The following is a 22,402-nucleotide window of genomic DNA, read 5'->3' on the forward strand; positions in this document are numbered from 1 at the left end:
GTGCGAACCGCCGCCGCTTTCCCACCCTTTAATCACGATTGTTCCGTGACGATACGTATGGAACGGCTCACTCCGCGAGTGCGGGGCGTCTGGCTCGCTCTCGCGATCGTTCGAGCCGCGATTTTCGGCGGGATCATCGTCGGCGCGACGATCGCTATTTCCCGCACCGACCTCTGGACCGACGCGCCCGCGGCACTCGTCCCGGCTGCCGTCGCGATTGCCCTCGCGCTCGCCGTCCTGCGGATCGGCGTGGCCTGGCTGCGATACGGCGTCTGGCGGTTCGACCTTCGGGACGACGACCTCTACATCGAACGCGGCGTCTTCACGCGAACCAAAACGGTCGTCCCCTACGTCCGGGTCCAGCACGTCGACTCCCGGCGCTCGCCGCTCGAGCGAACCGTCGGCCTCGCGACGGTGGTGGTATACACGGCCGGCTCGCGGAGTTCCGACGTCGCGATCCCCGGTCTGACGCCGGCACGAGCCGAGGAGCTACAGGAGTCGTTGCGCCGGCTCGCGATCGAGAGCGCGGGTGAAGACGCCGTATGAAGAAACTCCATCCGGCGTCGGTCGCCGTCCGATCGCTCTCGAGGAGCCTCAACACCGGCTTCGTCTTCTTCGTCATCGGCGTCATCGTCTCGCCCGGCGGCAACGGGATGAATCTGCTCTCGGTGTTCGGTCTCGTCCTGTTTGGGGTCGTTACGGGAATCGTCTACGAGTTCGCCTACTACCAGCGATTTCGGTACGAACTCACTGCGGACACGTTCGACGTCACCTCCGGAGTGATCTCGCGTCGGGACCGCGAACTCCCCCTTGGTCGGGTCCAGAACGTCGATATTAGACAGAACGTGATCGAACGACTTCTCGGGATCGCGGCCGTCCACATCGAAACCGCCGGCGGCGGCGAAACCGAAGTCAGCCTCCAGTACGTCGACGAGTCGGAAGCCCGGCACCTCAGACGGCAACTACGGGGTGGCGCGAGCCCCGAGCGGACCGAAGGGGACGACGATGAGGCACTCGAGGACGAGGTAGACGCGGCCGATTCCGCTGTGGAGCCGTCGGAGGACGAAGAGATCCTGTTCGAGATCGAACCCCGCGAACTCGCAATCTTGAGCGTCTTCACCATCGATCCAGGGGCCAGCGTCCTGGGCGGTATCGCGCTCTCGTTCGCCAGCGGATTCGATCCGGAAACGTTGCTCCCAACCGACCGAATCGCCGGGCTTCCGGGACCGGCGACGGGAATATTCCTCCTCGCCTGGGGGCTCTTGCTCTTCGTGCTCGCCGCCTGGATCGTCAGCGCTATCCTCACGTTCACCCGCTACTACGGCTTTCGGCTCACTCGCGTCGATGACGAACTCTACTATGAACGGGGGCTCCTCCAGCGCTACAGCGGGACGATCCCCCTCGATAAGGTCCAGACGCTGACCATCTCGGAGTCGATCCCCTTCCGGTGGTTCGGCTACGCCGCGCTGGGCGTCGAGACGGCCGGGTACGCGCCCGGTCAATCCGGCTCCCGCGGGACGGAATCCGCGATTCCGCTCGCCGACGCCGACCGCGTGGTCGCGCTCGCACGCGCGATCGAACCGTTCGGCCCGGTCGACCTCGAGTCGCCGCCGCGTCGCGCTCGAGAACGGTATGCGGTCCGGTATCTACTCGTCGTGGCTGCGATCGTCGGCAGCGCGTACGCGGTGGCACGGTACACCGCGGTCGTTCGCCAGTGGTACGTCCTCGCCGTCCTCGCCGTGCTTGCTCCGTTCGCCGCCCACCTGAAGTGGTCGAATCGAGGCTATTGCGTCGGCGATCGGTACTTCCTCACGCGGGCAGGGTTCTGGCGGCGAACGACGAAGATCGTCCCCTACTATCGGGTGCAGGCCGTCCTTCACGAGGCGACGATCTTCCAGCGTCGTCGTCGTCTCGCCAGCGTGACTGCTGACACCGCGAGTTCCGCCTCCTTCTTCGGCCGGGCAGCGACGGCCCACGACGTGGATACGGATCGTGGCCTCGAGCTACAGGCCATCATCGAGGAGCGATTACAGGACCGTCTCCGGGCGCGCCAGCGCCAGCGGACGGTCGGGCGGTGGTTTCAGGAGGCGAGCGACGACGAGTCGGCGGACGAGGACGCGTCGGTAGACCGCGACGACGAGCGGTGACGGCCACAGGGGCGCAACGACTGCCGACGGCTCGAGAGGAGTATCGACTCGGAAACGGCCATGGAATGAGCGACGTGCACACGAAAGTTGCAATCGCCTGTCAGGGTGGTGGAAGTCACACGGCCTTTACTGCGGGGGCACTCCAGCGGCTCCTCCCGGAGATCGCCGTGTGCTCTTGGGCTGGTACGGACACACGTCGTCCCGGAACTCGCCCTCCGGAGATCAGTAGGTCAGGCTCATCCCGCCCTCGTGGGTCATGTCTCCGCCGTTGAGATGCTTGCTGTGGTGTGAACAGCCCATCACGAACAGGTTGGCGACCTCGTAGGGCTCCATCATCTCTTTGACGCGAGTGTGTTCTAACATCACGTTCTCGACGACCTCGTCGACGGTCATGTCGCGCCGATCGGCCGTGTCGGGGAGCTGTTTCGCGACGAGCGCCGTCTTGACGTAGGCGGTGCTGACGGTGAACGCTCGTACGTCCCCCTCGCCCTCGGCGGCAATCGACTGGGTCAGCCCTCGGAGCCCGAACTTCGTCGTGTTGTACGCGACCTTGTCCTGCGTCACGATGTGGCCGTGGACCGAGCACATGTTCGCGACGACGCCCGTGCCGTCCTCGTTGTCGCGGAAATGAGGGAGACAGTGTTTCGTGAGCACCATCGGTGCCCGCTGCATGACGTCGTGCATCAGGTCGTACTTCTCGAGAGGGAACGATTCGATCGGTGCGACCGTCTGAATCCCGGCGATGTTGGCCAGATACCGGACGTTGCCCTGTTCGGCCGCTTCGTCGACAATCCGCTCGAGATCGGCGTCGTCAGTCAGGTCGCCGACGACCGTGACGAGTTCGCCCGGCAGGGACAGGTCTTCGGCCTGGCTCTGCGTCTCGGCGAGGCCGTCCTCGTCGCGGTCCGTCGCGACGACGGTCAGGTCGTTCGCGGTGAAGGCCAGCGCAGTAGCCTGTCCGATACCGGAGCCGGCCCCCGTCACAATCGCGACGTTCTCGGCGGCGTAGTGGGGGTCCTCGAGTACCAGCAGATCGTCACGAGTGAGTTCGGACGGTCCGTACGTTTCCATCGCCTCCTCGACGGTCATGTCTGCCATATCGATTCGGATGGAGACCAACGGGGAATAACTACCGCCGAGGTATTCCTAGCGCAACCGACCGGCTGAATTGCTCTCACTACCGGATAGCTGGAAAGCACTGCCGGGAATCGGTGCGCCCCGTCCGACGTCACGATGAATTGGGTGCGTGTCCCGAAACTGTGGGTTACCAGCGCCCACCCAATCGGTATAGCGATATGTGATTTATAAGTTCGAGAGCGGACAGTGCACAACTCCGGAAAGAACAACAGTACAACAATTCTGCTGGACAATAGATCGCTTGCTGGACGAGTACACGTATCGAATTCGGGACCCACAGCGTCCCGTGAGGTGCTATCGTACCCACGTTCGTAGCCAAGGCTACCAGTCGATTAAACGCCGTTCACGCCGTCATGAGCCGACTCGAGTCGCATACGGCTTTCCCCCTGTCTGACTGAGAGGGCTCCGAGAGAGACACGACAGACGGATCGGAATCGACTCGCAGGAGTACCGCAGTCTCACTGCCAGACAACAGAGAGTGCCAGAACCATAGCAGCCACTGAACGTCACTTCCCGTTCGCACGACGGCTGTGTGATCGGTATGTGAATGGGAACGGTGTGTGACCGTTTCAGTCGGTAGTATAGTTGATGCTGGCTCTGTTGAAATCCTTAACCCGTAACAAATCTGGGGATGATCGGTAAGTACAGCCCGTGGAGTTACCGCTGCGGTCGGGTCGCAAGGAGTGCACCCGCGAGCGACCACCGGGAGTGAGCGGCCTTTTTAGCGTAGATTTTTGCAAGCGGTTCGAGTGAGCGAAGCGAACGAGGACCCGCAGCAAAAAGGTACTTGCGCACACCCACTTACCGGCTGTTTCACCGCAGATCATGTCTGACTAATAGGATTTCAACAGAGCCTCGATGCCTGGAACGGCTTGCGTATCGATGGCTACGGTGTCCGGTCTGAACCGGTGAAATCGCTCGTCGACGACGCCGTTACCGAGGTTCGACACAGCGTCGACTGGAGAACAGTCATCGTTCAACGCTGAACTCGCAACTCAGTAGCCGTGACCGAGGGTGTCTCGCTGAGAGAGCGCGCTCGAAGCGACCAATCCGTGCTGACTCCGCCTCTGGACGCGATCGGATGACTCGCTCGACCCCCATACGATGGTACTGGCGTCCACCGCAAACTGAGAGGGTCCCCTCTTTCCTGGAGACGTGCGAAAGGGGTATCGACTCGAGTGAATTCGCGATCGCGACGTTCTAACTCTCGGAGAGGCACGGCTGGACGACCGGATGTAGATCGTTCGGAACCGAAGCGCGCTGTCGAGTCGATCGTTCTGTGCGCAGCGACAGGCTATCGCCGAAGAGAGAAAGGCCGAGATCCGGCCGAATGCGAGCGGCGTCTATGAGACCAGTGCGTTGTCGCTGGAGCAGGTTCGATTCGGGACTGCATTTCCGATCGATAGTCGCCGAACGAGTCGTGATACGTACGTAAAATCGACTCCATTCGCCGGTCGGCACTCGACGATTTGACGCCACGAGCGATGGAAGCGTCTCGGCCACCCAGCTGCTCATCATCTCTGTATCTCAAAGCATAGCCCCACACACCAAAATTTAATATCTGCTCTCGTATCACCACTGCAGTTACTTATCTTCGATAGTAGGATTGCATTCCGCGATTGATTGGCCCTGCTAGCTGAGATAAATATACTTAGCTCGAATAATGGGTAGATTGAAGATCATCGCGTTTGATGGATGGCGTATGAGCGATTCTGGGGACACTTCTCGAAAATCTGTCAAGACCTATGTCCCAGCCTACCAGAAATCGGAGTGGCAATCCCACGCCGACGATCTCGATATGAGTCAAAGCGAGTTCGTCCGAACGATGGTTCAGGCGGGACGAAACGGGTTCGGGGCTGGCTCTGCGGAACCCGATTCTCCGGACCCAGACCCTGGGGGTAACGCCCTCGAAACGCAGGTCCTCAAACTCCTCTCCGCTGACACGTATTCGTGGGACGAACTGCTCGAGGCGGTCTCCGACGACATCGAGTCGCGACTGGACGAGACGCTCGAGGAACTGCAATCGAACAATCGGATTCGATACAGCGGACGCCACGGGGGGTACACGACCGTCGACGGTGGTGGCGATGGCGACTGAACCCACCGGCGACGCGCCGGCAGATGTGACGGAACCGATCGCGTACTTCCTCGACGACCAGCGCTATCACGGCAAGAGCGAACGGACGCTCGAGGCCTACGAGCGGGTGCTTCGCCGGTTCGAGACGTTTCTCGCCGATCGATTCGACGTCGAAGCGGTCGGGAACGCCCAGCGTCGGGAGTGTATGGCCTGGATTCACTCGCTGCGCGACGAGTTCGAAGACAGCACGATCGCGTCGTATGCCTCCTATCTCAACCGATTCTACGACTACATGGCCCGCGTCGGTGCCTTCGACGACAATCCGATGGCACTCGTCATGGAGGAGATGTCCGAATCGATCGATACGAACCCGACGAGACGCGATATCTCGGTGGGCGAAATGCAGTCGTTCGTCGGAACGATCGCTCATCCCCTCGAGCGGGCCGTCATCGTCACTCTGCTCAAAACGGGGATGCGTGTCGGCGAGTGCTGTAACCTCGATCTGCGGGACCTACACCTCGAGCTGCCGGAACTCGACCTCGCATGGGAGCCCCGCGTCGGCCTCGAACGGCGACCCTCGTCGGTGTTCGTCTCGTCCGAGCCGGCCCGCGGAACGGCCGTCAACGGCGAGGAACGGACGGCCTCGAACAAGCGAAAGCGGGAGACGGTCGTCCCCGTGGACGACGAGCTTCGAGCGGCGTTGCTCGAGTGGCTAGCCATCCGCCCCGACGCAATATCGACGGCACGGCCGCTCTTCCTCGATACCGGGTCGTCGTGGGGCGAGCGGTTGACACCGTCGGATGTCCGCTATATCGTCGAGAAGCACGCTCGCGAGTACGGCTGGTACCGGACCGGCGGCGGCACAGGAGAGAACGTCACGCCACACTACTTCCGGCACTTCTTCACCACGCATCTCCGGGATCGCACCGGTGATCGAGGGATCGTCCAGTACCTCCGCGGCGACGTCGCCGGCGACGTGATCGATACCTACACTCACAACTGGGGCGACCGCGTCCGTGAGACCTACCTCGAGTCGATTTACCCCGTCACCCGGTGACCGGACGCTGGCCGTCCGGCCGACCGACCGTTCGACCGTCTCGTCGAATTTCGGATCCGGTGTCTATCTTGAGTTCGGCTCATCTCGGCGTTGAACCGTCCGAAATTGTCGTCTGACGCCGGTTTTGTTTCACGAAAAACGTCGATTGTAGCCAACTGTTACTATGAGATGACTCAATTCACCCGTCCCATTTCGAACTCATAAACCAAATATTGCTATACTAATACACTCCCCTTTAGGGGTTTCAGCTACTATAGTTGTCCCGCCATCATATTCCATGGGAGCGACTGGTTTCGTCGGGATAGCAGTCTTGCAACCGTCGAACGGTTACTAACAGCGATACACCTCCCGAAACGTTATTAGCCGTTGTGTTGGCGTTTACCTGTGGTGTCATATGGTAGACGCTAGCATTCACGTACTCGATCGCGGCAGTCTCGATGTCGACATGAACTACATGATGGAGGGCCACGTGCTCGGCACGCACGACGAGCCGAATCCCGACATCGACTACGGCGAAATCCCGGTCTGGAGTCTCGTCATCGATCACCCCGAGGGGACGATCCTCTGGGACACCGGATCCCATCACGACGCCCTCGAGGGACACTGGCCCGAAGGATTGTTACAGGCGTTTTATCCCTACGACGCCCACGAGCATCGCCTCGACGACGACCTGAACGAGGCCGGATTCGGAATCGACGACATCGATTACGTCTTCCAGACCCACCTGCACCTCGACCACGCCGGCGGCTTGGAGTTCTTCGACGGGACGGATGTCCCGGTCTTTGTCCACGAGACGGAACTTAAGTACGCCTACTACAGCGCCAAGACCGACGAGGGCAGCGGTGCGTACATCCTCGAGGACTTCGATCACGACCTGAACTGGCACGTGCTACATCAGGACCGCGAGCGACACTTCGAGGATCTGGCGTTCGTCCGCTTCCCGGGGCACACCCCCGGACTCACCGGGACGATGATCCACCTCGACGGCGAGGGGACGATCGTGTTCACCGGCGACCAGGTCTACATGGCCGACAACTTCGAGGCAGAGATCCCGCTCGGAGCGAACCTCCTCTGGGGGAAGACCGAGTGGTTCGACAGTCTCCGCCGGATTCAGGAACTCGAGCGGCGTCACGACGCAGAGATCGTCTACGGACACGATCCCGAACAGTTCGAGGCCATGCAGCCGGGGTGGGGGCTGTGAGCTACGACCGGTCGGTCTCCGCCAACCCGCACGAACTCACCCCGGAGACCGTCTGGCACGTCCAGATGCCACAGATTCGCGTCGGCCGCGGCGCGGTCAGGGAACTCGGATTCCAGCTCGCGGACCTGGGTGTCGACGGGGACGCGCGCGGACTGATCGTGACCGACGAAACCCTGGCCGAGATCGGCCACGCGGGGCGGGTCGCCGACCACGTCGAGGACGAGGGGTTCGACATCGATGTCTACGACGACTCGGAACGCGAACCCTCGATCGAAGCCGTCGAGGACTGCATCTCGTTCGTCCGCGAGGAGATGGGCGAAGACGGCTACGACTTCTACGTCGGGCTCGGTGGCGGAAGCTGTCTCGACACCGCGAAGACGACGCGCGCGGTCGTCGCCAACGGCGGCGAGATCCTCGATTACGTGGCCGAGCCGACCGGCTCCGGCGAGGACTTGACGGATTCGGGACCGCCTCTCGTCTTACTCCCGACGACGGCGGGGACGGGGTCGGAAATCTCGCCAGTCGCGATCCTCTCTGTCGCCGAGAAAGACATCAAAGAGGGAATCTCGAGCAACAACGTGCGGGCCGACGCGGCGGTGCTCGATCCGACGCTGACCACGTCGCTTCCACCGGACCTCACCGCGAAGACGGCGATGGACGCGCTCGGTCACGCCATCGAGGGGTACACGACTCACCGATACGACGAGCTACTTCGTCCCGAAGAGCCCGCGAATCGCCCGGTGTATGCCGGCCGAACCGGATTCACCGAACTGTTCAGCGAGACGGCGATCGACCTCCTCTCGAGCAACGTGCGACGGGCGGTCAACAACGGCGACGACCTCGAGGCTCGCGAGGCGATGTTGAAGGGTGCGCTGTACGGTGCGATCGCCGGGTTGACGGCCGGCGCGAGCCTCTGTCACGCGATGGCGTATCCGGTGGGGAACAAGTACCACACGTACCATGGGGAGACCATCGCCGCCCTCACGCCGGCGAGCACGCTCGGATACAACGTCGCAAGCGATCCCGACCGCTTCGCGGACATCGCGGAGATGCTCGGCGCGAATACGGACGGGTTGGGCACCCGGGCGGCCGCCGATCGCGCCCGTGAGGAGTTCGTCGCCCTCCAGCGGGATCTGAACGTCCTGCCGAGCGGCCTCCACGAACTCGCCGGCGTCACCGAAGACGAGATCGACTGGCTGGCCGAGCAGACGGTCGACACCCAGCAACGGCTGCTTCGGTGTAATCCGCGTCCGGTGACGAAAGACGATGTCGCGGAAATCTTCCGCGACTCGCTACACAACTGGGAGTAGTCTATTGGAGGAAGCCGGAACTGCTATCGGACCTTATCGGCCGACCGCGAGTTCCGTCTCGAGGTCGGCCCCGTCCAGCAGCGATCGAACGAACTCGACCGTCTCGGTGGTCTCCGCCGCGTTCTCGAGCAACACCGTTTCGCTCGGGAACAGTTGCTCGCCGAGCAGGAGGCCGTGATCGCGGGCGGTCGAGCCGGTGACGGTTAGGTAGACGCCAAGCCCCGCGTCGGCGATGGCAGCTTCCTCCTCGCGGCCCTCATCGGGGTAGCGGAATTCGACGCCGTCGAGCGTTCGCGTTCCGAGCACCGCCTGAACGAGTCGTTCGTATCTGGGTTCGATACAGAGCGGCCCCTCGTAGGTCTCGAGGAAGTCTCGATCGACCGATTCGGTGGACGGGACGACGTCGGGCGTGGCCAACAGTGTGTGGTAAACGGTGTCGCCGAGCCCCGTGACGACCTGGACGTCAGTGTCAGAGGGATCGATTCGGGCGTTTATGTCAGCGATTCGGTTGAGCGGCTCCGGTCGGAGTTCGACGACCTCCTCGAGGACGAGATCGGCGCTGTCGAAGCCGAGCGCGAATTCGTGGGTCCGAAGCGATCGGAACGGCTCCTCGCGACCCACGAGCTGGATCGCCGCGTCGTCGGGTGCGCCCTCGACACCCGCGAGCGGGATCGTGACGCTGTCGAAGACGATTCGCCGCGGCTTTCCGGCGCGGTCATCCCGTAACAGCGTGTACTCGGGTTCGGTCGGATCGTCGACGGTGCTGTAGTCGGCGAGACGATGGTAGACATCCTCCTCTTCGGGATCGACGCTGTCTTTCGTGACCGCCTTCTCGTGGCGGAGCGTCGACGTGATGCCGTCCGCGAGTTCGGGGACATCGAGGCGACCTGCGATTCGGTCGAGCACCGACTCGAGCGGTCGCCCCTTTCGTGGCACAGCGATCGGTATCGTCTCGCCCATCGACCGACTCTCTACTGGCGATAGATAAACGAGTTGTGTTTCAAGAACAGTGATGGCCCGATGCCGTTGCGGTCCGAACTCAGTCCGAAAACATCGAACCGAGCTGGTCGCGCCACTCTTGGATGTCCGTGACGTCCGCCTGCACGTCCTCGAGGTCCTCTGCGACCGTCTCGAGGTCGTCTTCGACGCGCTCGATCTCGCTTTCGGCCCCCTCGAGGTCGTCTTCGAGGTCGGCGACATCGGTATCGATCTCCTCGACGTCGTCGGTCAGATCGTCGACGGTATCGTCGAGTTCGTCGACGTCGTCCGCGACGCCGCCAATGTCCGACTCGAGATCGGCGTTCCAGTCGGAGAGATCCGCGATATCGTCGTCGAGTTCGTCGACCCGCGAGTCCGTCCCGGCGAGTCGATCGTCCATCGACGCGAGGTCATCCTCGAGCCCCTCGAGATCGGTCTGGAGCTCCTCGATGAGCTGTGCGCCGGTGCCGTTCTCCTCGAGGAACGTCTCGAGCGCGTCGGTGTAGGCGGTGACCTCCTCGACACGGGTCTGGAGGTGTTCGACTTTCGCGATCTCCGGGCCAGCGGGCTCGAGATCGAGTTCGGACTGGATTGTCTCGAGATCGTCATCGTCGACCGTCCCGTCGCGAATTTCGGCTGCGAGCCGGGCCGCAATCGACCCGTCGAATTCGGGTCCGGCGTTCGGGGCTGTGGCAGTTGGTTCGGCAGTATCGTCGGATTCGCTGGCCGTCTCGTCTAACTCGTCGGATTCGTCTTCAGTAGCCGGTTCGTCGTCCGCGGCCAGTTCGTCGTCCGCGGCTGGCGTCTCGGGCTCGGTATCAGCCGTCTCGAGTGAGTCGTCCGCGGCTTCGGTGTCGGTCACGGACTCCTCGTCGTCGACCGTCGCAGTCGACTCGTCGTCCTCGGCAGTCGGTTCGGCGTCCTCGGCTATCGGTTCGGCGTCACCGTCGGTCGGTTCAGCGTCCTCGGTAGTCGGTTCGGCGTCCTCGGCTATCGGTTCAGCGTCCTCGGTAGTCGGTTCGTCCTCGGCTATCGGTTCGGCGTCACCGTCGGTCGGTTCGTCCTCGGCGGTTGCCTCGTCAGCGTCCGTCTCGATCGTCGCGTCGGTCTCCGTAGCGTGGTCGTCCTTGGATTCGTCGGGCGCCGCGTCGGCCTCGAGATCGAGGTCGATCTCGGGTTCGTCCGCATCGTCCCCCTCGTCGGCCGGTTCGTCGTCCGCCTCGAGATCGAGGTCGACGCCAAGTTCGTCATCCTCCGCCTCGCTTCCGTCATCGTCTGCGGGTTCCGGAATCTCTTCTTCCTCGAAGCCGAGATCGATATCCGGTGTCTCGTCGTCCTCGTCGTCCGATTCGATGTCTACCGGCTCCGGATCGGGATCAACATCTCCAAGATCGAGATCGAGTGCCGCCGACTCGTCCTCGAGTGCCGCCGACTCGTCTGTCGATGCATCCGCGGTCGCGTCAGCCTCGGGGTCCGAATCCGATGCCGGATCGGCAGCAGTCTCGTCGGCCACAGCCACATCGTCCTGGCTCTCCTCGTCCTTGAGCCCCGGAACGGTGTCCGAGTCGCCGGCGATCATGTCTTTGACGGCCTGATTGCGATCCTCGGACACGATGTTGCTGATGACCTCATCATCCACCTCGTCGGCGGTCGAGCGGTCGTCGTCATCGTCGGTATCGTCGGCATCGTCGGCATCGAGTTCGACGACCAACGGCTCCGTGAGGAACTCAGCGGCCCGGCTCTCGTCGTCGAGCTGGATACCGTAGACCGTCACGAGCTGGTCGCCGGCCTCGAGCGCGCCGGTGAATTCGACGTGATTGTCCTGATAGGCCGTCCAGTCGTCGCTGTGATAGTCGGGGTGGAATCCGACTTTGTCCATCGGGAACGATTCGGGAATGTCCTCGGAAAGCTGAAACGTGACCGGGTTATCACGGTCCGATTCGATCTCGAACCGGATCGCGGGAACCGGAAACTCGTCCGCTGCAAACGTCTTCCGGACGGAGATCCCGTCTGCGCTGATCTCGATTGTGTCGTCCGTGTCGGCGGTACTGTTCATATGAGACCAACGTTACCATACCATTACTATAAAACGTGCGGACAGTCTGGGTGCCGATTCGCGATGGGGACTACAGCTCGACTCGGTCCCCGATCTCGACGACCTCGAGTCGCCGGGGACGGTCGAAGCTCGCGGCGTGGTGGTGTAGCGCCGTCGGATCGGCGGTGAGCCCCTTCCACATGTCCCAGTGACTCGGCAGGAGCCGTTCGGTCTCGAGTGCGGCGGCACATTCGATGAGCTGATTCTCGTCGTTGTACCAGCGGGTTCGCTTTGGCTCGCGGGTCTGCTTGTCGGGAATCCGCCCGACGGAGCCGAACGCGAGCGCCGCGAGGTCGATGTCGTACTCGTCGCCGACCCGATCGAACTCGTCGGTCGGTTTCGTGTCGCCGCCGTGGAAGAAGGTCCCAGCGTCGTGTTCGAACACGTAGCTCACTGGGTGGGTCGCGTCCGGATCGTTCGCAACCTCGACGTGGACCGTGAATTCGCCGATCTCGAGCGCCTCACCCTCGGCGACCTCGATCAGCTGGTCGTTCGTCACGTCCCACTCGTCCGTCCAGGACTCATCCTCGTGGGCGACCGCGACGCTGTCGTCGGGCGCGTAGAAGGTCGCACCGGTGTTCGCGAGAATTGGTGCCTGGCTCGGGCCGTGGACGTGGTCGGTGTGTTCGTGCGTCGCGAGGACCGCATCGGCCTCGTCGACGGCTGCCGGGTCGAACGGCACGGGGATCATACGGACCGTTCGCGGCGGATCGCCCAATCCGAGGTACGGATCGATGTAGATCGTCGTTCCCTCGCTGCCTTTGACGATAAATCCGTTACAGCCGAGATACCAGATCGCAACGCCCGTCGGGTTCGCCTCCTCGACGTCGCGAACGAGCCAGTCTCCCCAGTCGCTCTGAATCATATGCGAGGATGCGAGGACCGACTGGGTAAGTGTTGTCGTCTGCGCTGACGGTCGACGAGGACGGCGCATGAGGGAATTCGGAGAAGAGCGAGGGTTCGAACGGACTGGTCACTGTCTATCGCGAAAACTCCGGGCGACAGCCCTCGAGCGTGCGGACATCCGTACTCGTCGTCGCCGTGCCGTCCGCAGCTGCGTCGTCGGTCGTCGTGACATCATCTGCAGGCTGGATCCATTCGGCGCGGGCTGCGGGATGGCCCTCGTACGAGACGCAGTCCGTCTCGCCGTCGTAGCCGATGAGCGTCGCGTCGGCCAGCAGGGGAAGGTGGACGTGCACGAGTGAAGCCTCGATATCGTCGATGCGGTCCCGGGGAACCTCCCGGTCGGTCGTTTCGGCTTCGCGAGCCGCGACATCTCGAGCGAGCGTTTCGATCCCGATGGGATGGGACTGATCGCTCAGTACCGACAGGACCGTCCGCCGGCGTTCGTCGGCCAGCGCACGGAACACCGCATCGAGCGTCTCCCAATCGGCATCGTGGTTCCCCGAAACGATCCGCTCGAGACGGGGGTCGTCGAAGGGCGACTGCTCGGCCGGAACGACCGATCCGTCGTCGGTCTCCGCGAGGAAGCCGGCAGCCACGAGTTGCGGCACGAGGCGGTGATACAGCTCGACGAGCGCCCGTTGGTGCTCGTCCTCGGAGACCGAAGCGAGCCGGGTATCCGAGATTACTGCCGCGAGCCTGAACGCAAGATCGTCTTTCTCGATTCCCGCGGGCGATCGCTCCCGGACAATCTCGAGAACAGCTCGCCGAGAGGCGTCAGCGAGGATGTCGAAGTGCTCGTCGCGAGTAGCGGCGGTGGATCCGCTCGGAGCTGAGTTACTCATTGACTACTCGTCGGGGACTAGCGTGCAAAAGAACTGCTCCAAACTGCTTTGGAATCAGTAACCCATTACGATTCTTTAGCACGATATTCAGCGATATAATACTATTGAGGAGAGGACGTAGTGGATTACTCCGGTAAAATCGAAGAACATACTCTTTCACCGGGTTGTACTCGCGGCGTACCCGACCGAGTCGTATCGATCGCTGAAGCCGCGAGCGTGAGAAGCGCGAAAAAAGCCGCGACTATCGTGGCGTTACCAGGTACCGTGGAACGTGTCGAACGAGAGGCTATCGAGCGGTTCATCGCCGACGGCGATCCGGTACTCGCCCGGAGTGAGCATCGGTTTGTGGAACTGCGGGCCGTCGTCCGTCGTGATCCGCGGACAGCCGGTGTTGACGAACGCGTCCATGTCGAAGTTCTGCAGCCGGTCGGGCGTGACCTCGTCCATCGTGATGAGGTAGGCGTTGTCGTTGTCGTCGATAATATCCTGCGCGATCTCCCAGCGACCCTGGCCGATCTTGGTACAGAAGATGACACCCCACTTCTCGGCGTCCATCGCGCGGTGAACCGCACCATAGCGCTGTTTCAGGAACTTGTCCGTATCTGCGACGGTAACGACGTTGTTCACCGGGTCCGCGATGACGACGTGCTTGTCCGGATGTTCCATCGCCAGCCCGAGCGGGTGGAACTTGCCGCCGCCGACGTAGAGGACTTGCTCTGCGGGGACGTCCGCGCTCGCGTAGTTACACCCGAGCACCTGCCCCTCGTTGGTCAGCCGCTCGTCGCCGCGACGGCTCTGGACCTCGTAGCCGCGCTCCTCGAGAAACGCGGTCATCTCCTCGTAGCGGTTCATGTGCTGGGCCGTCGTGACGAGGCCGACGCCCTCGGTCTCCTCGGGGGGCTCGAGAGTGTCCAGCGATTCCTCCATGATCGGCGTGACTTCGACGTTCGAGAACAGCGGGACGTAGATCACCTTGTCCGTGTCCTTCATCGGCGAGTGTCCGAAGTGGACGAACACGTCGGTCCGCTTCATCAGATACGTATCGAGATCGCAGGCGCCGTAACAGGGCTGTCCCGAGAGCATGAACGTCACGTCGTCGTCGGCCAGCGCACGGAGGTCGTCCGCGACAGCCGGCCCGCGTCGCTTCAGCCCCTCGGGGAACTGCAATCCGACCTTTTTCGCGTCGCGCTCCTCGATCGCCTCGACGATCTCCTCGAGTTCGTAGTCCCACTCGCGATCGTGCTTGAGGCTCATCCCCGTGTTCCGAAGGTCCCCTTCGGTATACTCCGACTCCTGACTCATTGGCCGTCCTAACGCCCACGGACGTATATACTGCACGCTGTACCGAGCGGTTCGAATTCGGCGGGTATAACGGTGAATGCGCCCCTGTGAATCAGCGCCTGAAATCGGATCCGCTCGATCGGTCCGGTAGAGTTTCGACCGGTTCGTCGAGTCCCGATCAGGGACGCTCGCTCGCACGGTGTGGCTCGGTCGGCGTCCCCAACTCGCACGTCGCAAACTCGGCCCGAAAATCGTCGCCGTCGAACGTTGCCACCAGTTCGTCTAACGCGGTGAACACCTCCTCGAGTCGTCGCTGGAGCGTTTCGTACTCCTCGTCCGGCTCGAAGTCGTCCCGGCTTTCGAGCGTGCCGCGTTCGGCCGCGAGTGTCAGACACTCGTCCAGGAGATCGTCATATCGAGCATGACGAAGCAGTCGGTCGACGGTCTCGAGAAGCGCGGCTCGCTCGATGGGCTTTTCGAGGGAGCCGCCGGCAGTCGTGTGGACCGCCGCTCCGCGTTCGTCATTCGAGAGGATCGCCATGGTCTGTGCCGTCGCTCGACGTTCGATCTCGGCTGCGACGACAGTTCCGGATGCCGTCCGGAGATCGCGGTCGACCAACACTGCGTCTGCGTCCCCGACAAGCGACAACAACTCGTCGCCGGTCGTCGCCGTCTCGACTCGATAGCGATCGTCGAGCCACGATCGCACCTGAGCGACGACGGTCGGATCGTCGTCCGCGACGAGGACGGTGTTCGTATCACCAACCATAATTCGATATGGTAGTACTTCATGACCCAACCGATATCAAACTATGGACTAATTCACTATCGGTAACACGTTCAGAGGCGATCGAACCGTCGAACCCGTCGCGACAGTCGAACCCATCGCGACCGTCGGACTCGGAGCGCAGGCGCGTCTCGAGTTGGACCACGACGACACGCAGTCGAAGCGATTACACCGGTCCGATCGCGGAAAATACGGGTGTGTTCGGCCCGTTTCCGGTCCGATTCTCGGTTCGTTTCCCGTCCCAACAGTCATAGTACTGGAGTGTAAACAGTGGGTTAATGGCAGCGGAACAGGTCCCAGACGGGTATCTCTTCGACCTCTATCGTCGATACATCGGTGAACCGGAAGATCGAACCGACGTCTACGTCGGATTCGGGGTGTTTCTGGGCGGCATCGGACTGGCAGTCGTCGCGCTGTTGCTCTTTCTCTGGGGTAACACGTTCGAGGCACGATCCGCCGGCTACTTCTCGTGGGTGGGTCCCGCGTACGCGCTCGCGATGATGGCCCTCCCGGTCGTGATGCTCGGGATCGTTACGCTCCTTCCGTCGGAACGGCGGATGTTGTACGCGTCGATCGTCGGCGTGGCGATCACCGTCGCTGCGGTCACCGGCTTCCTCTTCGTCTATCCGAAGAACTGGAACGGCTACGGTGCCGATTACACCGTTCAGGTCGTCGCAGTGTACGCCGTCGGCCTCGCCGGCATTACCGCCTCGACGGGGGCGGCACTGATCGCCCACTACCTCGATATGGCACAGCAAGCGCAAGCGGTGGTGACCGACGAGGAGACCGATGACGCCGAGTCCGAACTAACCGACGCGGAGATTCAACAGGATATCGACAACGCGATGGAGGGCGTCGAACTCTCGTGGGGCGGCGTTCAGAAGACCGAGCACAAGCGCCTGAACTTCTCAAGCGACACCCTCGACGATGTCAGCATCGATTCCGATGCCGGCACCACGACCACCCGATCGACTGGCGTCGACTCGCAGGTCGCCGGTCTCAAGGGGCTGAAAGGGGGCGAAACGAAAGAAACCACCTCGAGTTCGACCGTCGACGACCAGACGGCGAAACTCAAAGAGCTTCGGGAGCAACAGCGGGCCGAAGAGTTGGCGACGGCCGACGACGACGGCGCCGTCACGACGGTGACGAAACCGTTCTCGAATCTGCTCGATCGCTTCCGAAACCTGGTAAAGCGGAATTAAGACGGGGCTACGGAAAGAAATAGCGTCTTTTATCGTAGTATCAGTTCCGAAAGTTTCGCACATAGATTTATAATCCGTCAGTGGCCTTCCCAACACATGGCTAAAGGCCTGGACGTCGGAACGATGAACATCCTGTCAGCACAGCAGGATGGGAACGACACGGTTTTCGTGCAACAGCGTAACTCCTTCGTAGAGATCGAGTACTCGGATATGGCCGAGCAGATGCTCTCGCGAAGCGAAGTCCTCCACATTCGCAAAGACGACAAGGTCTACGTCGTCGGCGACGACGCGCTCAACTTCGCGAACATTTTCAACAAGGAGACCCGCCGGCCGATGAAACACGGGATCCTCTCGAACGACGAACAGAGCGCAATCCCGATGATGAAGCTCATCATCGAGCAGGTCGTCGGTGAGCCCGCCTATCCGGACGAGAAGCTCTACTTCTCGTCCCCGGCGGATCCGATCGACTCCGACCTCTCGACGCTCTACCATCAGAAGACGATCGAGTCATTCCTCGACGACATGGGGTATGACTCCGAACCGATCAACGAGGGGATGTCCGTCATCTACAGCGAACTCGCGGACAACAACTTCACCGGCCTCGGAATCTCGTTCGGTGCCGGGATGACGAACGTCTGTCTCTCCTACTACGCGGTGCCGGTCATGAAGTTCTCCGTCGCCCGCGGTGGCGACTGGGTCGACGAACAGGCCGCCCGCGCGACGGGCACGCCCGTCGACAAGGTCACCTCCATCAAGGAAGACGACTTCGAGCTCGACTTCACGACCGACGTCGGCGGCGTCGAGGGTGCGCTCTCGATTTACTACGAGAACCTGCTCGACTACGTCATTGAAAACATCGTGAAGGAAGTCGACGAGGAGGACGTCGAGGAAGGTCTGGACGTCCCCGTCGTCGTCACCGGCGGCACCTCGAGTCCCAGTGGCTTCGAGGCCCTGTTCAAGGACCACCTGGACGAGGCGAACATTCCGTTCTCGATTAGCGGCGTCACGCACGCGAACGAACCGCTGTACAGCGTGGCACGTGGTGGCCTCGTCGCGGCTCGCTCCGACGAGGACATCGACCACGAGGAGGAAGCAGAGGAAGCCGAAGCGGCGGCCGCAAACGAGTAACCCGTCGGCGCTGCTGATTGGGATTTTTTGGAGTGATATTCGTTCGGCCTCGAGCACCGCGAAGCGACGGCTCGCGTTCAGGTGTCGGCCGACTCCTCGTAGAATCGATTGAACGCGTCTCGCCAGGACTCGACGTCCTCCCCGGTCGGCTGGTGTTCGACGGGGATGTCTGCGAACCCACACTGGGAACACGAGATCGTCGACACGTCGCCAAGCGAGAGTTCTTCGATGGCTCCCCCACACCGTGGACACTCGTCCATACCTGTAACTTCGCCGGGGTGTCCTTAACTCTATTCGAACCCATCATGAAATTGACTGTTCGAATTCGCGCGAGGGAATCGTCCCCCTCTCGAGAACGGCGTCACAATCGGCGACACATCGAGCCGAATGTATTACTACTGCGTATTCAACAACCTTTTTGTATGCAAGCCATGTATGGCCGAGCAATGAGTACGACATCGTCACCCGAGTCCGCGATCGACCGGTGTCAGCCGGCCGACGCCACTCCCGTCGCCCTCGAGGCGACTGCGCTCGAGTCGACCGCCCCCGAATACCTCCGCGAGCTCAAGCGCGAACTGACCGCGGATGGGCTGGTTCCCGCCGAGTTGACCGTCGCGGCGTATTTCGACGAGGACTGTTCGCTCGCGACGCAGGAGGAAGTCGACCGCATCCGGGGCTACGTGCGCGCCGGCTCCTTCCTCGGCGTCGGAACCGTGACCGTCACCATCGACGACGTCGCGAACCCCGCGAAGGTCCGACCCGCGCTGGCGGCGTGTGCCGAACGGGCCGACCGCGAGGGGCTCGCGTTCGAACTCGAGGGACCGATTTCGGTTGAGGACTGAACGGCCGGGGATGTCCGGTCCGTCTCGGCGCACGCTCGCCCGTCGACTCGAGTCGATCGAGGACTTTTCGGAGCCCTCGGCACGATTGGAACAGTATCTGACGCCCGCGGAGCTAGCGGCCCATCTCTGCCATCTGGCTGGACTACAGGGCGATCTCGAGGGCCAGGTCGTCGATCTCGGCACCGGAACGGGGATGCTCGCGATCGCGGCCTCGCTGTCCGGCGGTGATCGAGTCGCAGGGATCGATCTGGATGCGGGGGCGCTCGAGATTGCTCGGCGGAACGAGCGGGCGGTTGTGGGCGGTGGCGGTGATGGTGGCAGCCGAGAGCATTCGATCGAGTGGCTCCGCGGCGATGTCTCCCGTCATCCGTTTTCGCTCACCGACGCCACCGTGCTCTCGAATCCCCCCTTCGGCGCCCAGCGCGGGAACCGGCACGCGGACCGGGATTTCCTCGAGACGGCCCGCGAGATCGGGTCCGTCTCCTATACGATCCATAACGAGGGGAGCCAGACGTTCGTCGAATCGTTCGCTGACGACGAGGGCGGGTCGGTGACCCACGCGTTCCGTGCCGAGTTCCCGATTCCGAAGCGCTTCGAGTTTCACACCGCGGCACAGGAGACGCTCGAGGCCGAGGTCTTTCGCATCGAGTGGCCATCCCGGAAGTAACGGGTAAAACTACTCGATCAGCGTTGAGAAGCGACGAGTCTCGAGTGTACCACCACAGGTAATACCGGTGTCTCGAGCGGTTCTCAGTGCCTCGAGCGTTTCGCTACTGCTGGCAACACGGAATTTCCACACCCTCCCCAGCCGATTCGTTCGCTCACGGGTCGTTCCTCCCCGTTCGCTCACTCATCCACTGGAAGACACAAAGCGTCTTCCAAGCCATTCGCTCACGAAGTTCGCGAAGACCTCGCACAGGTCATCGACTGCCCTCGTGTTCACTTCGGTCAGTCGACAGCGCGCGCCACCGCAGAGTGGTTCCGTGGTTCAGGGAGAAATCGGAGATCAGTAGCCGTTGTACGTCTCCTGACTCGCGATCGCGACCCGCGTCCCGTCGGCGGCCGCGTAGATCGTCTCGTCGTCGCGCTCGAAGGTGAGTCCGCCGGCCATCACCGTTTCGCTTTCGTCGGGGATCGCTGTCGTCGCGACGGCATTCGTCTCGCTCGAGCCGACGCCGAGGACGAACGTCCCGTCGTCGGACCCGACCGTCACGTTTCGGCCGGCGATCTGCGCTTCGGCCCGGGAGGCATTGGATTCGTGTGCGAGCTGTCGGTCCGTCCCGTCTTCCCACAGCCAGACCTGGTAGACAGCGTCGTTGCCGACCGGCTCCCAGCCGGTGCGTTCGACGTGGACCGCTTCGCGCCAGCCGGGGCCGCCGACGTAGACCGTCTCCTCGCCGGTAAAGGCGAGCCGCTGGGCGCTGACCGCCTCGAGCCAGACCTCGCGCCGGTCGCTGGCGACGATCACCCCGCTGGACTCGAGTCCCTCGTCGTCCTCGAGGGCCTCGATACCGATCCCGGTGACGAGCCCGTTGGGAACGTCCTCGACGTACTCGACGGTGTAATCCTCGATCTGGACGGCCGCGTCCGAGGACGCAGTCGACTCGTCGACGACGAGGAAGTTCGCGGGAATGGCCATCCCGGCGACGATCGCGAGGATGCCGATAACCGTCAGGAACGCGGCTCCCTTGCGGGTCAGATCCGAGAGACGGTCGGACTCGGGGCTCAGTCGACTTCCGCCGACGATTTCACGAACGCGGTCGACGTGACCCGCGACGATGCCGTCGCTGGGGCCACCGCCGGCTAACTCGAGCGAGCGACCGACCGACGGCTCAGCGTTACCGGCAGCTCCCGCCGTTCGGTCCCCCGAGCGAGCGAATCGCTGCCGAATCTCCGCTGGGATGAGGGGACGCTCGGACGCGGTCATCGAAAGCGTGACCACGAGTGCGAGCGCCGAGACGGTGGCAACGCCCGGCCCCTGGAACAGCACGAAGGTGTTCTCGGCTCCGTACCAGTAGATCGCCCACAGCCGCTTCGAGAAGCCAAACAGCAACACGGCGAGCCAGAGCCGGAACGGGTTCGGACGGACATCCCGCCGCTCGAGGAGGACGATGCCGAGGACGAACCCGACGAAGAGCCCGAGCGCGTGACCCTGGATGGCGATACCGGCCCAGGACGGGGCAGACGGCGGGCTCGGCTGGGCAGTGTAGACACTGATCGGTTCTTGGAGCGCATAATAGAGCCGCAGAACGACGCTCTGGACGCCGAGGGTCCCAACGATCGTGACGATCGGGTAGTGGACGATCGCGAACCCGGCGAGGGCGAAGACGACCCCCGAGAAGCCGATCACGGGGCCGAGCGCGAACAGGCTCGTCAGCAGTCCGACCCCAATGACGGCCAGCGGAAAGAGCACGAACGCCCGTATCCGCGGATTCGTGCGCCACGAGTCGGAACGGTTCGGCTCTCGGTCGTCCGGATAGTGTCCCCAGGCGTACTCCGCGAGCGGCGCGACGACGACCGTCCCGGCGAGGTTGCCGATGAGATGACCGGGGCCGGCGTGGGAAAACGCCGCCGTCGCCAGTCCGAGCGGATAGAAGTACGACCACGTGCGGAAGGGAATGGTCACGGGATCGTCGAAATCCGCGATCCCGCTCTGGACGAACAGATAGACGGCGACGACAAACGCGATCACCACGAGCGAACCCCACGGAACGCCGTACACGAGCCGTTCCCGAGCCATGTCTCGCCAGCGCCGCGTCGGCCGGTGGACCCGTCTGACGACCGCGATCGACCCGACCAGCGACGCGGTGACGACGACCGCCAGCAGGGCCGCGAGCAAGCGCATATGCCGTGGTTCGAACGGGGCCGTATAGTGGTTTGCCATCAAGAACGTCGTCGTGTCTCCGGTCCGAGCCGCGTCTCCGGCGGAGACAAGGCAGCAATACCGCCACGAACTGCGACGAGCGTCGGCTTCGAAAGGTACAAGCGGCCGACGACCGGACTATCCGCCATGGAACTGCGGGTCACCGAGAGCACGGAGAACGAACTGTCCATCGAGATCGCTGGCGAGGACCACACCTTCATGAACGTGCTCAAGGGCGCACTGCTCGAGCACGACGATGTCAGCGCAGCGACCTACGACGTCAACCCCGAACAGTCGGGCGGCCAGACCGAACCGATCCTGACCATCAAAACCGAAGGTGGTGCGGAACCGCTCGAGGCGCTCGAGGAGGGGGCCGCAACCGTCCGCGAGAAAGCGAATTCGTTCCGCGACGCGTTCGAAGCCGCGGCCTGAACCGGAACGACGACCGCAGTTGCGGTCACCGCCGATCGGATGGCGCTCGATTTCGCGCTGGAACGTTCCTTCCGTACTGCTCTTCTACTCGAGTCGCTTCTCGAGGGGTTCGTGTAA

20 protein-coding genes and 1 pseudogene are annotated in these 22,402 nt (G+C 62.7%); 12 read left to right on the forward strand and 9 right to left on the reverse strand.

The features are described 5' to 3' along the window. Nucleotides 1–57: 57 nt before the first annotated feature. From ACEWFR_RS08445 to ACEWFR_RS08455, 3 genes and pseudogenes are all read left to right on the forward strand, one after another. Nucleotides 58–546: a PH domain-containing protein gene (locus ACEWFR_RS08445; protein ID WP_098727130.1), complete on the forward strand. Its 489-nt coding sequence runs from the start codon at nt 58–60 to the stop codon at nt 544–546. Further along, a complete protein-coding gene (locus ACEWFR_RS08450; RefSeq protein ID WP_374060610.1) occupies nt 543–2,147 on the forward strand; it encodes a PH domain-containing protein in 1,605 nt (534 codons plus the stop codon). Before ACEWFR_RS08445 ends, ACEWFR_RS08450 begins: the two co-directional genes overlap by 4 nt. A gap of 65 nt (nt 2,148–2,212) precedes the next feature. Further along, nucleotides 2,213–2,311 (forward strand): annotated as a pseudogene (locus ACEWFR_RS08455) (patatin-like phospholipase family protein); the annotation flags it as partial. 58 nt (nt 2,312–2,369) lie between these two features. Here ACEWFR_RS08455 and ACEWFR_RS08460 read toward each other — a convergent pair. After that, entirely contained in the window at nt 2,370–3,236 is an 867-nt protein-coding gene (locus ACEWFR_RS08460) for an SDR family NAD(P)-dependent oxidoreductase (protein WP_374060751.1), read from the reverse strand. A gap of 1,750 nt (nt 3,237–4,986) precedes the next feature. Here ACEWFR_RS08460 and ACEWFR_RS08465 point away from each other — a divergent pair. From ACEWFR_RS08465 to ACEWFR_RS08480, 4 genes are all read left to right on the forward strand, one after another. Further along, nucleotides 4,987–5,382 carry a DUF5805 domain-containing protein gene (locus tag ACEWFR_RS08465; protein ID WP_374060611.1) on the forward strand — a complete coding sequence of 132 codons (396 nt, stop codon included), beginning with the start codon at nt 4,987–4,989 and terminating at the stop codon, nt 5,380–5,382. Further along, nucleotides 5,372–6,418, forward strand: coding sequence for a tyrosine-type recombinase/integrase (locus tag ACEWFR_RS08470; protein WP_374060612.1), 1,047 nt, complete (start codon nt 5,372–5,374; stop codon nt 6,416–6,418). Before ACEWFR_RS08465 ends, ACEWFR_RS08470 begins: the two co-directional genes overlap by 11 nt. Before the next feature lie 394 nt (nt 6,419–6,812). Further along, nucleotides 6,813–7,619 (forward strand): N-acyl homoserine lactonase family protein, encoded by an 807-nt coding sequence (locus ACEWFR_RS08475; RefSeq protein ID WP_374060613.1) that lies wholly within the window; start codon nt 6,813–6,815, stop codon nt 7,617–7,619. Then, entirely contained in the window at nt 7,616–8,929 is a 1,314-nt protein-coding gene (locus ACEWFR_RS08480; RefSeq protein ID WP_374060614.1) for a hydroxyacid-oxoacid transhydrogenase, read from the forward strand. Before ACEWFR_RS08475 ends, ACEWFR_RS08480 begins: the two co-directional genes overlap by 4 nt. 33 nt (nt 8,930–8,962) lie before the next feature. Here the strand turns inward: ACEWFR_RS08480 and ACEWFR_RS08485 are convergent, their stop codons facing one another. The 6 genes from ACEWFR_RS08485 to ACEWFR_RS08510 all read right to left on the reverse strand — a co-directional run bounded on the left by ACEWFR_RS08485 (nt 8,963) and on the right by ACEWFR_RS08510 (nt 15,800). Beyond that, nucleotides 8,963–9,889 (reverse strand): hypothetical protein, encoded by a 927-nt coding sequence (locus tag ACEWFR_RS08485; RefSeq protein ID WP_374060615.1) that lies wholly within the window; start codon nt 9,887–9,889, stop codon nt 8,963–8,965. A gap of 79 nt (nt 9,890–9,968) precedes the next feature. Beyond that, nucleotides 9,969–11,963 carry an AAA family ATPase gene (locus ACEWFR_RS08490; RefSeq protein WP_374060616.1) on the reverse strand — a complete coding sequence of 665 codons (1,995 nt, stop codon included), beginning with the start codon at nt 11,961–11,963 and terminating at the stop codon, nt 9,969–9,971. Nucleotides 11,964–12,033: 70 nt separating this feature from the next. Continuing rightward, on the reverse strand, nt 12,034–12,867 hold the full coding sequence (locus tag ACEWFR_RS08495) for an MBL fold metallo-hydrolase (protein WP_374060617.1): 834 nt from the start codon (nt 12,865–12,867) through the stop codon (nt 12,034–12,036). Between the two features lie 115 nt (nt 12,868–12,982). Beyond that, nucleotides 12,983–13,750 carry a hypothetical protein gene (locus ACEWFR_RS08500; RefSeq protein WP_374060618.1) on the reverse strand — a complete coding sequence of 256 codons (768 nt, stop codon included), beginning with the start codon at nt 13,748–13,750 and terminating at the stop codon, nt 12,983–12,985. Nucleotides 13,751–14,002: 252 nt separating this feature from the next. Beyond that, nucleotides 14,003–15,052 (reverse strand): diphthamide biosynthesis enzyme Dph2, encoded by a 1,050-nt coding sequence (gene dph2 / locus ACEWFR_RS08505; RefSeq protein WP_098727140.1) that lies wholly within the window; start codon nt 15,050–15,052, stop codon nt 14,003–14,005. 157 nt (nt 15,053–15,209) lie between these two features. Then, the gene (locus ACEWFR_RS08510; protein WP_374060619.1) at nt 15,210–15,800 is read right to left on the reverse strand and encodes a response regulator; all 591 of its coding nucleotides are present in this window, start codon (nt 15,798–15,800) and stop codon (nt 15,210–15,212) included. 296 nt (nt 15,801–16,096) lie between these two features. Here ACEWFR_RS08510 and ACEWFR_RS08515 point away from each other — a divergent pair, with 296 nt between their 5' ends. Together ACEWFR_RS08515 and ACEWFR_RS08520 are read left to right on the forward strand one after the other, a co-directional pair. Then, nucleotides 16,097–17,020, forward strand: a complete 924-nt coding sequence (locus tag ACEWFR_RS08515) for a permease (protein ID WP_374060620.1) — start codon at nt 16,097–16,099, stop codon at nt 17,018–17,020. Nucleotides 17,021–17,116: 96 nt separating this feature from the next. Beyond that, complete coding sequence (locus tag ACEWFR_RS08520) at nt 17,117–18,148, forward strand: hypothetical protein (RefSeq protein ID WP_098727142.1); 1,032 nt, start codon at nt 17,117–17,119, stop codon at nt 18,146–18,148. Nucleotides 18,149–18,225: 77 nt separating this feature from the next. Here the strand turns inward: ACEWFR_RS08520 and ACEWFR_RS08525 are convergent, their stop codons facing one another. After that, nucleotides 18,226–18,408, reverse strand: a complete 183-nt coding sequence (locus ACEWFR_RS08525) for a hypothetical protein (protein ID WP_098727143.1) — start codon at nt 18,406–18,408, stop codon at nt 18,226–18,228. A gap of 186 nt (nt 18,409–18,594) precedes the next feature. Here ACEWFR_RS08525 and ACEWFR_RS08530 point away from each other — a divergent pair, with 186 nt between their 5' ends. Together ACEWFR_RS08530 and ACEWFR_RS08535 are read left to right on the forward strand one after the other, a co-directional pair. After that, the gene (locus ACEWFR_RS08530; protein WP_374060621.1) at nt 18,595–18,990 is read left to right on the forward strand and encodes a hypothetical protein; all 396 of its coding nucleotides are present in this window, start codon (nt 18,595–18,597) and stop codon (nt 18,988–18,990) included. Nucleotides 18,991–19,000: 10 nt separating this feature from the next. Then, a complete protein-coding gene (locus ACEWFR_RS08535; RefSeq protein ID WP_374060622.1) occupies nt 19,001–19,657 on the forward strand; it encodes an METTL5 family protein in 657 nt (218 codons plus the stop codon). A 339-nt stretch (nt 19,658–19,996) separates the two neighbouring features. Here ACEWFR_RS08535 and ACEWFR_RS08540 read toward each other — a convergent pair whose 3' ends face one another. Beyond that, the gene (locus ACEWFR_RS08540; RefSeq protein WP_374060752.1) at nt 19,997–21,835 is read right to left on the reverse strand and encodes a rhomboid family intramembrane serine protease; all 1,839 of its coding nucleotides are present in this window, start codon (nt 21,833–21,835) and stop codon (nt 19,997–19,999) included. A 165-nt stretch (nt 21,836–22,000) separates the two neighbouring features. On the opposite strand from ACEWFR_RS08540, the gene ACEWFR_RS08545 reads away from it, so the two are divergent. Then, nucleotides 22,001–22,285: a DNA-directed RNA polymerase subunit L gene (locus ACEWFR_RS08545; protein ID WP_374060623.1), complete on the forward strand. Its 285-nt coding sequence runs from the start codon at nt 22,001–22,003 to the stop codon at nt 22,283–22,285. The last annotated feature ends 117 nt before the right edge of the window (nt 22,286–22,402 follow it).

The organism is Natrinema sp. H-ect4 (genome assembly GCF_041894845.1).
Lineage (GTDB): Archaea > Halobacteriota > Halobacteria > Halobacteriales > Natrialbaceae > Natrinema.

Bases quoted from the DNA above. Each gene is read 5' to 3' on its own strand.
- ACEWFR_RS08490 (WP_374060616.1), bottom strand. From the start codon at position 11,963: ATGAACAGTACCGCCGACACGGACGACACAATCGAGATCAGCGCAGAC.
- ACEWFR_RS08470 (WP_374060612.1), top strand. From the start codon at position 5,372: ATGGCGACTGAACCCACCGGCGACGCGCCGGCAGATGTGACGGAACCG.
- ACEWFR_RS08545 (WP_374060623.1), top strand. From the start codon at position 22,001: ATGGAACTGCGGGTCACCGAGAGCACGGAGAACGAACTGTCCATCGAG.
- dph2 (WP_098727140.1), bottom strand. From the start codon at position 15,052: ATGAGTCAGGAGTCGGAGTATACCGAAGGGGACCTTCGGAACACGGGG.
- ACEWFR_RS08445 (WP_098727130.1), top strand. From the start codon at position 58: ATGGAACGGCTCACTCCGCGAGTGCGGGGCGTCTGGCTCGCTCTCGCG.
- ACEWFR_RS08540 (WP_374060752.1), bottom strand. From the start codon at position 21,835: ATGCGCTTGCTCGCGGCCCTGCTGGCGGTCGTCGTCACCGCGTCGCTG.
- ACEWFR_RS08485 (WP_374060615.1), bottom strand. From the start codon at position 9,889: ATGGGCGAGACGATACCGATCGCTGTGCCACGAAAGGGGCGACCGCTC.
- ACEWFR_RS08475 (WP_374060613.1), top strand. From the start codon at position 6,813: ATGGTAGACGCTAGCATTCACGTACTCGATCGCGGCAGTCTCGATGTC.
- ACEWFR_RS08525 (WP_098727143.1), bottom strand. From the start codon at position 18,408: ATGGACGAGTGTCCACGGTGTGGGGGAGCCATCGAAGAACTCTCGCTT.
- ACEWFR_RS08515 (WP_374060620.1), top strand. From the start codon at position 16,097: ATGGCAGCGGAACAGGTCCCAGACGGGTATCTCTTCGACCTCTATCGT.
- ACEWFR_RS08495 (WP_374060617.1), bottom strand. From the start codon at position 12,867: ATGATTCAGAGCGACTGGGGAGACTGGCTCGTTCGCGACGTCGAGGAG.
- ACEWFR_RS08530 (WP_374060621.1), top strand. From the start codon at position 18,595: ATGAGTACGACATCGTCACCCGAGTCCGCGATCGACCGGTGTCAGCCG.
- ACEWFR_RS08520 (WP_098727142.1), top strand. From the start codon at position 17,117: ATGGCTAAAGGCCTGGACGTCGGAACGATGAACATCCTGTCAGCACAG.
- ACEWFR_RS08510 (WP_374060619.1), bottom strand. From the start codon at position 15,800: ATGGTTGGTGATACGAACACCGTCCTCGTCGCGGACGACGATCCGACC.
- ACEWFR_RS08500 (WP_374060618.1), bottom strand. From the start codon at position 13,750: ATGAGTAACTCAGCTCCGAGCGGATCCACCGCCGCTACTCGCGACGAG.
- ACEWFR_RS08460 (WP_374060751.1), bottom strand. From the start codon at position 3,236: ATGACCGTCGAGGAGGCGATGGAAACGTACGGACCGTCCGAACTCACT.
- ACEWFR_RS08535 (WP_374060622.1), top strand. From the start codon at position 19,001: ATGTCCGGTCCGTCTCGGCGCACGCTCGCCCGTCGACTCGAGTCGATC.
- ACEWFR_RS08450 (WP_374060610.1), top strand. From the start codon at position 543: ATGAAGAAACTCCATCCGGCGTCGGTCGCCGTCCGATCGCTCTCGAGG.
- ACEWFR_RS08465 (WP_374060611.1), top strand. From the start codon at position 4,987: ATGAGCGATTCTGGGGACACTTCTCGAAAATCTGTCAAGACCTATGTC.